This is a genomic window from Streptomyces sp. NPDC001832, from assembly GCF_040297265.1.
Lineage (GTDB): Bacteria > Actinomycetota > Actinomycetes > Streptomycetales > Streptomycetaceae > Streptomyces.
The window spans coordinates 37,754-50,266 of sequence record NZ_JBEOYU010000021.1 but is presented as its reverse complement, the minus strand read 5'-3'; the positions used below and the strand labels follow the sequence as shown (position 1 = coordinate 50,266).

Annotated in this window: 14 protein-coding genes and 3 pseudogenes; 7 read left to right on the top strand and 10 right to left on the bottom strand. The window is 68.3% G+C overall.

Annotated features, from left to right (window positions below; genetic code table 11):
* Positions 1-298: 298 nt before the first annotated feature.
* Positions 299-397 (top strand): annotated as a pseudogene (locus tag ABT115_RS30915) (RNA-guided endonuclease TnpB family protein); the annotation flags it as partial.
* Positions 398-586: 189 nt separating this feature from the next.
* Here ABT115_RS30915 and ABT115_RS18270 read toward each other — a convergent pair.
* Positions 587-1,564: an EamA family transporter gene (locus ABT115_RS18270; RefSeq protein WP_351790495.1), complete on the bottom strand. Its 978-nt coding sequence runs from the start codon at positions 1,562-1,564 to the stop codon at positions 587-589.
* Between the two features lie 149 nt (positions 1,565-1,713).
* Here ABT115_RS18270 and ABT115_RS18265 point away from each other — a divergent pair, with 149 nt between their 5' ends.
* Positions 1,714-2,643, top strand: coding sequence for a LysR family transcriptional regulator (locus tag ABT115_RS18265; protein WP_351790493.1), 930 nt, complete (start codon positions 1,714-1,716; stop codon positions 2,641-2,643).
* A 295-nt stretch (positions 2,644-2,938) separates the two neighbouring features.
* Here the strand turns inward: ABT115_RS18265 and ABT115_RS18260 are convergent, their stop codons facing one another.
* Positions 2,939-3,535, bottom strand: a complete 597-nt coding sequence (locus tag ABT115_RS18260; RefSeq protein WP_351790491.1) for a TlpA family protein disulfide reductase — start codon at positions 3,533-3,535, stop codon at positions 2,939-2,941.
* A 383-nt stretch (positions 3,536-3,918) separates the two neighbouring features.
* Between ABT115_RS18260 and ABT115_RS18255 the strand changes: the two genes are divergently transcribed.
* Both ABT115_RS18255 and ABT115_RS18250 read left to right on the top strand, forming a co-directional pair.
* Complete coding sequence (locus tag ABT115_RS18255; RefSeq protein WP_502969115.1) at positions 3,919-4,806, top strand: helix-turn-helix domain-containing protein; 888 nt, start codon at positions 3,919-3,921, stop codon at positions 4,804-4,806.
* Positions 4,803-4,988: a DUF397 domain-containing protein gene (locus tag ABT115_RS18250; RefSeq protein ID WP_351790489.1), complete on the top strand. Its 186-nt coding sequence runs from the start codon at positions 4,803-4,805 to the stop codon at positions 4,986-4,988. The genes ABT115_RS18255 and ABT115_RS18250 overlap by 4 nt, the downstream gene beginning before the upstream one ends.
* 193 nt (positions 4,989-5,181) lie before the next feature.
* Here ABT115_RS18250 and ABT115_RS18245 read toward each other — a convergent pair whose 3' ends face one another.
* Together ABT115_RS18245 and ABT115_RS18240 are read right to left on the bottom strand one after the other, a co-directional pair.
* Positions 5,182-5,880 carry a class I SAM-dependent methyltransferase gene (locus ABT115_RS18245; protein ID WP_351790486.1) on the bottom strand — a complete coding sequence of 233 codons (699 nt, stop codon included), beginning with the start codon at positions 5,878-5,880 and terminating at the stop codon, positions 5,182-5,184.
* 72 nt (positions 5,881-5,952) lie between these two features.
* Entirely contained in the window at positions 5,953-6,153 is a 201-nt protein-coding gene (locus ABT115_RS18240) for a hypothetical protein (protein ID WP_351790483.1), read from the bottom strand.
* A gap of 23 nt (positions 6,154-6,176) precedes the next feature.
* Here ABT115_RS18240 and ABT115_RS18235 point away from each other — a divergent pair.
* Positions 6,177-6,350 (top strand): annotated as a pseudogene (locus ABT115_RS18235) (DNA-binding protein); the annotation flags it as partial.
* 80 nt (positions 6,351-6,430) lie between these two features.
* Here ABT115_RS18235 and ABT115_RS18230 read toward each other — a convergent pair.
* The 3 genes from ABT115_RS18230 to ABT115_RS18220 all read right to left on the bottom strand — a co-directional run bounded on the left by ABT115_RS18230 (position 6,431) and on the right by ABT115_RS18220 (position 8,180).
* Positions 6,431-6,889 (bottom strand): hypothetical protein, encoded by a 459-nt coding sequence (locus ABT115_RS18230; RefSeq protein WP_351790480.1) that lies wholly within the window; start codon positions 6,887-6,889, stop codon positions 6,431-6,433.
* The gene (locus ABT115_RS18225; RefSeq protein WP_351790477.1) at positions 6,873-7,376 is read right to left on the bottom strand and encodes an NUDIX hydrolase; all 504 of its coding nucleotides are present in this window, start codon (positions 7,374-7,376) and stop codon (positions 6,873-6,875) included. Before ABT115_RS18225 ends, ABT115_RS18230 begins: the two co-directional genes overlap by 17 nt.
* Positions 7,377-7,439: 63 nt before the next feature.
* Complete coding sequence (locus ABT115_RS18220; protein WP_351790474.1) at positions 7,440-8,180, bottom strand: class I SAM-dependent methyltransferase; 741 nt, start codon at positions 8,178-8,180, stop codon at positions 7,440-7,442.
* 363 nt (positions 8,181-8,543) lie between these two features.
* Here ABT115_RS18220 and ABT115_RS18215 point away from each other — a divergent pair, with 363 nt between their 5' ends.
* Positions 8,544-8,759, top strand: a complete 216-nt coding sequence (locus ABT115_RS18215) for a DUF397 domain-containing protein (protein ID WP_351790622.1) — start codon at positions 8,544-8,546, stop codon at positions 8,757-8,759.
* A gap of 377 nt (positions 8,760-9,136) precedes the next feature.
* Positions 9,137-9,331 (top strand): hypothetical protein, encoded by a 195-nt coding sequence (locus ABT115_RS18210; RefSeq protein WP_351790472.1) that lies wholly within the window; start codon positions 9,137-9,139, stop codon positions 9,329-9,331.
* Positions 9,332-9,471: 140 nt separating this feature from the next.
* Here ABT115_RS18210 and ABT115_RS18205 read toward each other — a convergent pair whose 3' ends face one another.
* The 3 genes and pseudogenes from ABT115_RS18205 to ABT115_RS18195 all read right to left on the bottom strand — a co-directional run bounded on the left by ABT115_RS18205 (position 9,472) and on the right by ABT115_RS18195 (position 12,281).
* Positions 9,472-10,368, bottom strand: a complete 897-nt coding sequence (locus tag ABT115_RS18205; RefSeq protein WP_351790469.1) for a helix-turn-helix domain-containing protein — start codon at positions 10,366-10,368, stop codon at positions 9,472-9,474.
* 9 nt (positions 10,369-10,377) lie between these two features.
* A pseudogene (locus ABT115_RS18200) lies at positions 10,378-11,112 on the bottom strand (DUF6879 family protein).
* A 215-nt stretch (positions 11,113-11,327) separates the two neighbouring features.
* The gene (locus ABT115_RS18195; protein WP_351790466.1) at positions 11,328-12,281 is read right to left on the bottom strand and encodes a MarR family transcriptional regulator; all 954 of its coding nucleotides are present in this window, start codon (positions 12,279-12,281) and stop codon (positions 11,328-11,330) included.
* Positions 12,282-12,513: the final 232 nt, after the last annotated feature.

Sequence of the window (12,513 nt, the reverse complement as noted above, 5' to 3'; positions counted from 1 at the left end):
CCTTCCAGGACGAGTTCGAACCGGGTCGCCGGCCGGTGAGCCGAACCGGAACAGTCCTGGCAGGACGTCACTGCACGTCGGTGCGGCCCAGCCAACTCGGCCGGACCGGCACCCCGTCCGCGTATCGCTCCACCGGCGGCGATGCGGGCGACGGCGGGGGCGGGGGCGGCGGAGGTGGCACCGCGGCGGCCGGCTCCGGTTCGGCCGGCTCCGGTTCGGCCGCGGGCGGGGGCGGTACGGCGCTGTCGTCCAGCAGCTCCGCCACCGTGAACCGGGTGCTGAAGGACTGCCAGGCGCCGTCGAGTGGTCCCGCGAACTGCCTGCCGCACCCTCCTCGGTGCGCGTATACCAGGACGCCGCGGGCCACTGGTACTGCTCGTTCGTCGTCGCCACCGAAGTCCACGATGAAGTCGTCCTCGCTGACCCAAGTGGTCGAGCCGAGCAGCGGCTGACCACCCTGGACCACCTCTACGCTCTCGCGAACACGGCAGGCATCCCCCTCCCAGCAGAGATCAAGACAGCGAGTTAATGCTCTGCAAGCCCTAACCGAACGGCATTGATCCTAGGGAGGCTCGGCGGCGGGCCGTCAGGCGCGATCGCGGCCCTTCCCGCTCCGCACCTGACTGCGCACCGCACCCATGCTCGCCCCGATCACCAGGGCGATGGCCAGGGCGTCCGTCGCGGAGAGGGCCTGGTCGAGGATGAGGAAGCCGGCCGCGGCCGCTATCGCCGGTTCCAGGCTCATCAGGATCGCGAAGGTGGGCGCGGGCAGGCGGCGCAGCGCCATGAGTTCGAGGGTGTACGGGAGGACCGAGCTCAGCAGCGCCACCGCCGCGCCCAGTCCCAGCGTGGACGGGACCAGCAGTTTCGAGCCGGACTCCAGGATGCCGAGGGGCAGCGAGAGGAGAGCGGCGACCGCCAGGGCCAGGGCCAGGCCGTCCGCCTGGGGGAAGCGACGGCCGGTACGGGCACTGAAGACGATGTACGTCGCCCACATGGCGCCCGCGCCCAGCGCGTACGCGGCGCCCACCGGATCAAGGCGGTCGAAGCCACCCCCGCTCAGCAGCACGACCCCGCCCAGCGCGAGGCCCGCCCACACCAGGTTGACCAGGCGGCGTGAGGCGATCACCGAGAGAGCCAGCGGGCCCAGCACCTCCAGGGTGACGGCCACGCCCAGCGGGATGCGGTCGACGGCCTGGTAGAAGAGCGTGTTCATGCCACCCATGGCCGCCCCGAACGCGAGGACCGTGCCCCAGTCGGCGCGCGAGTGGCCGCGCAGCTTCGGGCGGCAGACGATCAGCATCACGAGCGCGGCGACGGTCAAGCGCAGTGTGACGACCCCGAGCGCGCCGGCCCGTGGCATCAGCAGAACCGCGATCGCGGAGCCGAACTGGACGGAGAGGCCGCCCGCGACCACCAGCGCAACGGGGGCGAGTGCCGCCCTCTGCCCCTTGGCGCGTGCAGGACCTGCCGCCCCACCCAAGGTGGGCACCGCCTCCGGTACGGCGACGGCTGCGCCCCGCTCCGCGGCCGCCACCCCTGCTGCACTGCGCTGGTCGTTCACCTGCGACGTTCTCCCGAGTCCGGTAGTGCGTTTCCATGCACTGCTTGATTGAGGACACTGCACTCTTGTCGTGCGGTACCTCCCCTTACGGTAGGTATCTTCGCGTGGCACGTGAAATGCCTGCTGGGCTCCCGTTATGCTCCCCACGCATGAGCCTGGGACGCAGTGAAGACGGTCGTACCGGAAGCCGGTCGGGCCGCGACTCCGGTCGCGGCATCGAGATCCGCCATCTGCGCGCCTTCCTCGCCATCGCCGACGAGGGCAATGTCACCCGCGCCGCCGCCCGCCTCCGCCTGACCCAGCCCGCGGTCTCCCGCACCCTCGTCGCCCTGGAGCAGCACCTCGGCATCCGGCTCGTCGACCGGTCGACCCACCATCTCGTCCTCACCCCCGAAGGCATCGCGTTCCGGGACAAGGCCGCCGCCGCGGTCGCCGCGTTCGACGAGGCACTCGCCTCCGGCGGGCCGTGCCACTGGCCGCTGCGGCTCGGGCATGCCTGGTCCGCGTTCGGCCCGTACACCACACCGCTGCTCCGTCGCTGGCAGGAGCGGTATCCGCAGACCCCGCTCGAACTGCTGCGGATCGACGACCGCACCGCCGGGCTGACCCGCGGCGAGGTCGATGCCGCGCTGCTGCGGGGACCAGTCGAGGCGCCCGGGCTCGTCACCGAGGTGCTGTTCGAAGAGGACCGGGTGGCAGCGGTGGCCGCGGACGGGCCGCTCGCCGCCCACGCCACGCTCCGTCTCGCCGATCTGGCGGACGGCACCGTCGTCCTCAACACCGTCTCCGGCACCACCGCCATCGATCTGTGGCCGCCCGACGCCAGGCCCGCCGCGACCCTCACCGTCGCCAACACCGACGACTGGCTGACCGCTATCGCGGCGGGGCGGGGCACCGGTGTCTCCACCGCGTCCACCGCCGGCATGCACCCGCACACCGGAGTCGTCTACCGCCCGCTCGTCGACGCCCCCACCGTCCCGGTCCTGCTCGCCCGGCGTGACGCTCCCGGTCATCCCGCGCTGCCGGAGCTCGCCGCGCTGGCCCGGGAGATCGTGGGGCGGGGCACCACCGGCGGCTGAGGAACTCCCGCACGGGGCCGGGTGTGGGTGAGCGCCGCCGCCCGCGACCACCGGACGTCACAGGTGCCTGTCAGCGCGACGTGCAAGGCCGCCGGTGCGGCATCTGGGGCCGTCAGTGCGGCACCTCCACCAGGAGCATGCCCCGGCCCCGGTCTCCGCCAGCGGCGGCATCGCGGGGCGTGGAACCCTCGCTGACCAGCACGTTCACGAGGCCAGAGGACCTTACAACAGCCCTGGATGCCGGCCTGGGGTCGATCTATTCGAGTGGGGGATTATGGTCGAGGAGTCTTTTGGTTTAGTTCTCCTCGATCAGGGGGTCAATCATCTTATGCAGTTTGTTGTCATCGATTGAACCGAGCGCCCTGGCTGCAATTTCTCCATTTCGGTCCAGAACTACAGTGGACGGAATGGACTGAAGGCTCACTGTGCCCTTTGGGAATCCTGACAGTAGTAGTTTTCCAGTCGGGTCGTACAGGCTCGGATATGCCATATCGTAGTCATCTTCAAATTCCTTGGATAGGCCCTTGTTGCCGTCGCGGGCGTTGATGCCGACGAATTCGACACCCTTGGTCTTCATTTCTTTGGCGACTTTATTGAAGTAGGGGGCTTCGGCCCGGCAGGGTGGGCACCAGGAACCCCAGGCATTGATCACAACGATCTTGCCTTGGAAGTCGGCGATGTCGAGGTGCTTGCCTTGAATGGTCTCGCCCTTGATCGGGCCGACAGGCTTCCGCTCTCCCTCGGTAACCGTTGAGATGCCTTCGTTGCTCGATACGTAGTTCGTCTGACCGCCGCCTCCGGACGTGCTGCTGCCACAGGCGGACAGGGAGAGCGAGCCAAGAGTGACGATCGCTGTCAGTGCAACGGCACGGGAGAGGGGCCTGGGAGTCATGCACCGAGCTTCCCATAGGCCCGTGAAGAGGCAGTCACATCCCTCGAGTTGGGGCGAATGGACGAACCTGCGCCGGATGGCAAGCTGCGGCAAAGGTCAGCACAGCGGTGGGGCTTCCAGGCCGCCTGACCCTCCCGCGCGGGGTCGAACTGAACCGCTGAGTGAACACACGTACGGTAACCGGCACTGGCGGATCGCGTGGCCGAACGGTGCCGCCATGCGCCCAACGTGCAGGGCGCGCAAAGGTGTTCACCAGGACCTACGCACGTACGCTGAGTCAGAGTACGCACACAATCGGTGGACAGTACGAAGCACCCGACGTGACGATGGAGCCGAGTCAGAAGCGGTACGGCGGGGCGGGTGCGCGCGAAAGGTGGCCGGCTGTGGCCTACGAGAACACGGACGACGGCGCTGCGGGAACGGCGGCAGGAGGAACGGGCGCGGGAGCCGGCGCCGAGCCGGGAATGTCGGACAGTCTGCGCACGTTCGGCGCGTTCGTCCAGGCTTTACGGGAGCACGCGGGCTTCAGCCGCGAGGAGTTCGGCGACCTGGTGCGCTTCTCCAAGCACACCGTCGCCTCGATCGAGCAGGGCCGCCGGATGCCGGACCGCGACTTCGTGGAGCGCGCGGAGGCGGTGCTCGGAAACACCGGCGCAATGCGGAAGGCCGCGCCACATCTGACACGGCAGGCGGGACTGGCGAGTTGGTTCCGGCAGTGGGCACGGGTGGAGACGACGGCGATCAGCCTGTATACGTACGAATGCCGCGTTGTGCCAGGCCTGTTGCAGACCGAGGCGTACGCGCGGGCGGTGTCGCTGAACGTGCCGCCGCTGCCCGACCCGGAGGAGCTGGAGCAGCGGATCGCGGCGCGACTGGCACGACAGGAGCTGCTGGCGGTGACACGGAAGCCGCCGACGGCATTCAGCTTCATCGTGGAGCAGGCGGTGCTGGAGCGGTGGACGGGTGGGGAGGCGGTGACGCGGGAACTCTTAGACCACTTGGTGGAGTTGCTCGCGCGGAACTGGAACGTGGAGTTTCAGGTGATGCCGCTACGGCAACCGTCGCACGCGGGGATGGACGGGCCTATGCAGCTGGCCGAGACACCCGACAATCGCTGGTTCGCCTACTCTGAGGGGCAGCAGAACGGGCGGTTGATCGCCCATGCGAAAGAGATCAGCCTGCTCCAGCAGCGGTATGCGAAACTGCGCTCACAGGCCCTGCCCCCTAAGGACTCCCTGGGCCTGTTGAAGCGATTGCGAGGAGCGCTATGAGCACGTCCGAACTGGCCTGGTTCAAGAGCAGCTACAGCGGCTCGCAGGGTGACAGCTGCGTCGAGGTGGCGAAGGGGGCGCAGACGATCCACGTCCGCGACTCCAAGGACCAACTGAGCCCCGAACTCGCCCTCTCCCCCGCCGCGTGGGATGACTTCGTCTCCTACGCCGTCCAGGGCTGACCCTCACGCCCCGCGCCGGACCCATCCGGCGCGGGGCGCTGCCGTTCACCGGGCAGGTGGCATCCCCCGTCCTGGAAGACGACCGCCCTGGGCGTCGTCTGCGGTTGCCCGGAACACTTCCGACCACCGCCACGTCGGCTTCCCTTACGGGGTGGCCGTCGGGGGTGTGAGCTGCTGTCGGTTTTCTTCGGCTTCAGGCCGAAGCCACCGACTCCTGGCCTCCTTGGACGCCCCGGACGAACAACGTGCCCGTGCGCCGGGTCCCCGGAGGCGGAGCGATCACGGAGGCGGACACGTCCACGTATCCGTGCTCCTTGAGGATCAGCACCCAGGCATCTGGTTCATGGTCCCACCGCTTGACGACAGCGGGGTCTTCGTCAGGCCCGCGAGGGATGTACGACGCCTGGCAGCCGCAGCACCCCTCGACCGGGGGGCGCTGGGACATGGCGAACACGCCACCGGGCTTGAGGTTCGCATGAACGATCGGTAGCAGTAGGCCGGGGTCCGAGAACCAGCCCGCACCGAAGACGCTGTAGATCGCATCGAAAACCGCGTGGTTCTCTTCCAGATAGGCGAGAGCGTCGCCCTGGTGCAGCTCCATCCCGTCCACATCGGACCACCGGTCCCGCGCCTTCGCGAGCTGCTTGGGGGACAGGTCGATGCCTACAGCCCGCATGCCGAGGCCGGCGAGGTGGGCTGCGTTCCCGCCCGCACCACAGCCAAGGTCGAGCACGGTCTCACCCGGCTTCAAGGCAAGTACCTCGGCTCCAGGGCCGTGGTCGGCGTACTGAGTCCAGTTGAACCATGTGGACTCGCCACGGGCGTTCGTCGTGCGCCGCTGGGGCTTGGTCTGCGCGTACTCGTCCCAGGCCGCACTACGGGTGTCAGACACTTCGGTTCCGTTCTCGTTCGCAGGCACAGCCGCCCGGCATGGGGAACCGGGCGGCTGGCCGACTGGGTGGCGCTACTTCCCGCCGACGGGGCTGTCGGTGCAGCCAGCGTGGCACTGCGAGCAGTCTGCCGCGCCCTCGTTCGGCCAGAACTCGGCATCGATGGTGAACCCGGCCGCACGGATCGCGGCCGCGGTCAGGGCCATGGCGGCGCGGCCGGCCTCGGGGTCCGAGCCACCCTCGTCCTCGTCAGGGACGTGGTGGATGTAGTCCACGCCGAATGAGCTGGAGGGCCGCTCAGAGCCTGCCCGGGGCCAGGAGCAACCCGAACAGCCCGCTGACGCTGGACCTGAGCGTTGACCGCAACGTGGTCACCGGATCGTGGGTCGAGCAAACCGCTTCGGACGGCTACCACAACGGCGCCCGGTACCACGGGGCCATTCAGCGAGCGGCCCAACCAGGGGCAGCAAGAGGTCATCTGACCGACGGCGACCCGATCAGCCAAACTTCGGTGGCAATGGATCAACCATCGCTGTCACAGGTCAGTGGCTGCTAGAAGTGGTCGGGCAGCCAGGGCTCGAGGCGTGCGCCACCTGGCACCGGGCTATCGACCACATGGGCGGTGTCCGCTCCGTCCGCACCCGAAAGGCGGTCTCCCGCATGCGCAGCGACCTCGGACGCTTCCGGGCCCGTGGCCTGCGGCGCGTGGTGCCCTGGAGCATCAGGGTGTTCACGTACACCAGGGCGGACTGAGGATGCGCAGGCACAGTACGGCGCCTTCAACATGGTCTGCACGGTGCGCCGGTAGACCGGGCCGCGGGTCTTGAACTCGTGTACCAGCTCCCGCAGCGTCTGCTTGCCGCCCGGTGCCGCCGGGTAGACCACATCCCGGACCATGCCCTCCGGCTTGCCCAGCGACGCTTCGACGAGCTGGAAGAGAATGTTCGGCTCCCGGCTCCCTCCAAGGCTCTTGCGAGCGCTCAGGCCGGGGACGCTATGCGTCCACTTCATCAGGGGCGGTGTCGAGAAACTTGCGCAGCATGGGCACGTTGAGCGGGAAGAGCCTCTTCGCGGCGATCAGCTTTTCCAGTTCGTGTCGGTCGTACCAGCGGTGGCCGGAAGCTTCGCTGGTGGCTTGGGCATCCCCGGTGATCTCGGCGATCACACAGAGCCCGATATGGTTCTGCATGGTGTCGGTGACGCATACGAACGGCTGTGACGCCGCCAGCTCAGAAGTCTCGGCGACAAAGGCATGCGCATCGCCGCCGGCCAGGAACCGGAGGACCTTCAGGCCTGCTTCCTCCGCGAGTTCGCGGCGCGCGGCCTGTGTCAGGGACTCGTTTCTGTTGACCTTGCCCTGTGGAAGCTCCAGGAAGCCGTTGTACGGAGTGTCGTCGTTCGCCTTCGTCCGCCGCTGCAGCAGCACCTCGAACCCTCCGCTGCCGCGGGGGCGTACGGCGAGGATGCAGACAACGGGCCGCTGCAGAGCGTGTGACATTTTCAGCTCGCTTCCGGGTCGGGGGATCTACTGTTGCCCGCGAGGCCACCACTCCAGCGGGGCTCAGGCCAGTGTGCCCACAATGCACATCCAGTTCTTGCCCCGGGGATCGGGTAACTCCCAGTAGTCAAGGACTTTCCAACCGTCGTCCGCCAACAGTGCCTCGAACTCCTGCCGGGTCCACTCCCGCCGGTATCGCATCAGATTTCCGGAAAAGTCCGACTTCACCTTCCAGCCCTCGCTACTGCTCGCGCTGACGGTGGTCCCCAGGCAGAGCACCCCGGAGGGCCGCAACAGCTCGCGGCATTTGGCCATGAAGGCCCGCACTCCCGGTTCGGGAAACAGATGAACAACCGCGTCGGCCACGATCGCGTCGTAGGACGAGGACAAGTCGTGGGACAGAAAGTCCCCGATGATGACGCCGGCCCCAGGGTTCCTCCTCCTCGCCAGCCTCACCATTTCCTCGGAGGAGTCGATACCGGTGCAGATGAAACCCCGCCGCGCCAGCCACAGCAGGTTCAGGCCCACACCGCAGCCGACCTCAAGCACCTTGCCGCCGGGGACGAGGGACTGTGCGATCCGCCGGACCCGCCGGTCCGCATGCTCATAATTCTGCGAGACCCGACGCTCATACTCGGGCGCTGCGGCGTTGTACGTCTCGGTGTGACGCGCGAGCAACTCCGGCAGAAGCCCATCGGTCCCATCCATGGCCGTAGGCCGAGCAGGATGTTGGGGGTCCATGTGAATTTCTCCTCCGCGGAATCGGTACGCCCGGCTGGAACGGGCATCGACGCCTGCACTCATGACTCGGGCAACTTCTGGTTCTTCCCCGGCAACAAGGCACTCAAGTACCACAATGTGGCCAACTCTCCACGGTGGAGGGAGAGCGCGCCATCGAAGTCATACCCGATGGCCCCTACCTGTACTGTCTGCCCTCCGCCCACGCCGTCGATCGGGACGCACCAACCAACTCCCTGTGGGAACCGGGAACCAACCGCTTTCCCGACGTCAAAGAAAGTTCTGGGCTCAGTGCGTTCCACGGCGAGCTGCGCGTGACAGGTCGGAGCCCTTGGACGAACCAGTCGTCTACCGGATGCGTGACTCGCCGAAGCTCAATGCCCCCTTCCGCGGCCAGCGCGCGACGGACGTCCGCACAAGCAGCCCGACATTCTGCTCGGCGCCCACGGCTACGACCGCGACAAGTGCGGCCGACTGGTCCGGGGGCCTCACGCCCCGGACCGGCTGGGAGGTCCGAAGCGTGAGGGCTCGTCGTCCAGCCCCGAGGCGATCCACGTCCGCGATTCCAAGGACCAACTGAGCCCCGAACTCGCCCTCTCCCCCACTGCGTGGGACGACTTCGTCCCCTGCGCCGCCCGGAGCTGACCCTCATGCCCCGCGCCGGACCCGTCCGGCACGGGGCGCTGCCGTTCACCGGCCCGGCGGCGTCCCCAGTCGTCGGCATGCCGCCCGAGCGCGTACGGAATCCCCGTCCGCCACGGGCGAACGACGAACGGGCGGTTCACCATGGAGGCTGTCGGCCTGCGGTCACGTCCAGGTGAGGCGCTGTCCGTCGGGGTCCAAGTGCAGCCGCATGCGGCCAGCAGGCGGGCATCCGTCCACTTGCCACTGCGTGACACGTTCGTTGATCCCGTCCCACAGACGTGCAGGGCCGCCCTGCCGGACCATCCACCGTCCGCCGTCCTGGAAGACGACCGGCTCGTTTGCAAGTCTCCTCCTTGGTCGCTTCCTACGGTGGTGTCGTGCAGGACCCGCCCCGGCAAGCGCGATGCGGCCACGAGCGGGAGTTTGAGAGCTTCTGGTCACGCGGGCACGGTGTCGGCCTCGCCGACGCGGGCAGCGAGCACGGCCGCTCGCGGACACGGATCGTGACGCCGAGCCCGGTCGCGCCGGACACGTCGTACGCCTTCGACTTCCCAGGAGCCATGGGCTGTTGACAGCGGTCGCATCACCGGCGGTCCTTCCGCCACACACGGTTGAGGCGGACCGCGACCGGGCACGACCGGCAGGCCGACCGGTCCGTGCCCGAATTATGTGTCCGCAAGGCCATGACCAGCACGTTAGGAGCTCGGGAGAATCAAAGCGCACTGTGATTCGCGAATATTCTCCGGCTGTCAGGCACGATTCGCGATGATGCCCACGAGAGGTTCAGTTGGGCCCGCGCCCGTGCGATCAGCCGATGCGCGCCTGTCCCGTACACAGCTGATTCCGCGAGGCTGTCCCACACCCGTCGGTACACACCGGTGCTTTCGGGGTCGTCGATCCAGAGTTCGGCGTGCCAGTCCTCGACGATGGCCAGCCGGTCGTCATACAGCCAGAACCCCGGCCCCGGCGGTATGGCCACCTGGGCGCCGAGTGGGACGATGCCGAGCCGGACGGTATCCAGTCCGATCGCGCCGACGAGTCGGTCGAGCTGGGCGGAGAGCACATCGGGAGGGCACACTCTGGCGTGGAGAGCGGCCTCCCACATGATGATGTCGAACGTTCGGCCCGACCGGTAAAGCAGGTCCTGGCGGCGCGTACGGGCCCGAACTGCTGCCTCGATGTCGCGGGGCGACTGGTAGAGCGCGGCAAACCCGGTGAAGATGTGCCGGGCGTAGTCGGGGGTCTGAAGCATGCCGACGACCATGGCCCCCTGCCACGCCCGCAGTTCGGCCGACCGCTCGTACTCGACGGTGAGGGCGTCCTGTACCGGCCGGTGACCGGCGCTCAGCTGGCGGCGCCACGACCGGGTGCGGGTCTCCAGACCCTGGACGTGGGCGTGGAGCTCCTCAGCAGCCTCGGGGTGCCCGGCGCCCGTGGCCCATGCCGTGAGGTCGTCCGGAGTGGCTGTCTGCCGTCCGGTCTCCAGTTTGGAAACCTTGGCCTGCGGCCACCCCAGCTCGGCTGCCAGCGCCCGTTGCGTCGTCGTACCACGCAGTTCACGGAGCCGACGGCCGAGCGCCTCACGGGCGTACTGGAAGTCAGTGCTCACACGGCGAAGTTACCTCTGCACCTGGTCGTAGGGCACGGCGCGGTGCCAGGCGGCCTCGCGGACCTGCGCGTATCGCAGGACATCCACGGGGTTTGTGATCAGCTCGACTCCCGTCATCTCGTCAGCGTCGTTGTGGTGCAGCAGGGCAACAACTCGGCTGTCGAAAATCCAGAAGTCCTCTTGCGGCAACTGGAGCGCGTCGGCCCTGCTGCGTGCCAGCACGCGGATGTTCTCGCCGACCGCGGTGTTGCGACGGGCGTTGTCGAGGAGGTAGCGCTGCCCGGCGGTGGGCGGCTCATCGAGAATGCGGACGCGCTCGAACCGTTTGCCGAGCGCGGACTGATCGCGTCGTCCGGTGCACCACGGGTCGTCGAGGTCCCAGTCGACACGGCCCTCGGCAAGGAACTGTCGATAGGTGTCGGTCTCCTCGTCCGAGGAGTAGCGGCGGCGTGTCTCCAGCCTTCAAGCCGAGTGCTTCAGCTTGGCGAACATTCCGCCGAACGCGTCGAAGGTGATGAGCTGGGGCACGTGCACAGGCTCCTTGGGTCCGAAGTTCGCGAGCAGTTCGCGCGGGACGATGACAGCGCCCTCCCCAGTGGTGAGGTTGTCGAGCTGGTCGAGTTCGGCCGCGTCGGTGACGCGGTCACCCTGGACAACGTATTGATCGGTGCCAGGGATCTCGTACAAGGTCGGGCATCCGTCGTTACCCGAGTTGGTGCCGACCTTGCGCAGTTTCCGGATCATGGTGTCCTCCTGTGGCTGGCTGATCTGTTGCGCACCGTAGCCGTGTGGGTCGGCGACCCAACAGGGTGCCGGACTACCCCTGACGGTCAGGCGGATAGCACCCGTTGGCGCAAAAGTCCGAGTTGTCGGCATATTCGACACGTTCGGCCGCTTCGTACGGTGGCGCCGCCCGTGGCATGCCCGGCCTTGCTGCGCGGCCGGGCCGGTCAGGCCGGTCAGGCCGGGTCGGTTTCGCGGCAGGGCCTGCACAGGCCGTCGCGGAACGCTTCGGGCCGTCCGGGGGTGCCGCACTCGGTGCACTCGATGATCAGGCGGCGTACGGGAGTTCCCGGCGCGGCCGGGGCTGCGGCGGGCAGGCGGGGCGGGATCTTGTCGCGGAGACGGCGGCGGACGAAGCCGAAGGGCGAGTCGACGGACGCGGGGAGCCCGGCGGTGAGCGCGTGCGTCAGGTAGTCGGCGTCCACACCGCGCGCGAACCACTCGGCGGCCATCTGTTCCAGTGCCGCGCAGTCCGCTGCCGAGAGGGCCAGGCGGGAGTCGGTACGGCCGAGACGGGCCAGGACGAGGAAAGCGGGAGAGGGCCGGTCCACGGTCGCCTCCGGCTGCGGCTCGGGCTCCGGCTGCGGCTCCGGCTCTGCGGTGCGCTGCTGCGGCACTGTCGTGATGGGCGGCTGTGCCGGTACGGATGCGGGCGCTTCGGGGGCGGCGGGGATGTCAGGAACCCACGGCGGCGGTGGCGCGGCAGCCCCCTGCGGCGCGGAGCGGCGCTCCTCGGCGGCGAGGAAGGCGTCCCACCACTCGTTGTCACGGGCGACCCGGGACCAGAAGGTGCGGGTGACCCAGCGGACCTGGTCGCCCTCGCCGCTCAGGCACCGGACATGCCGCAGATGACCCGCCACCCCCAGAGCCCGCAAAGCGCTGCCGACAGCCATCTGCCCGTACAACGGCTGACTCCTGGCCAGCGACTTGATGTCCATCGCCGCACCCTCGGGCAGCGCGTCCACGTAACCGGCGATGTGCCGCTCGCGTTCGGGCAACAGGGCGAAATCACCCTCGTGGGGCGGGCGTTGATCCGGCACGGATCGTTTTCCGTAACCGGGCTTGGCCTTCGGATGAGAGCGCGAGGATGCGGACACGCGCGGGGCAGGGCTAAGGTTTGAAACAGCCACGGGGTCGCCTACTTCGATCTTGGGGTCAGACCCCGGCCGGTGCTGAGAACACCGCGTCGGGGTCGTTACGTTGGGCACCGTAAGCAGCCGCGACTCCGCGCCGCAAGTTGGTCACGATTAGTCATACTTGCTGGCCGTGACGGGGTAGGGAGGGCGGGGAGGTTTCCCCAACCCCCTTCTTTCACAGACCGGTTGTACGACACCGCTCGAATCCCGACGTCCGGAACCCGGC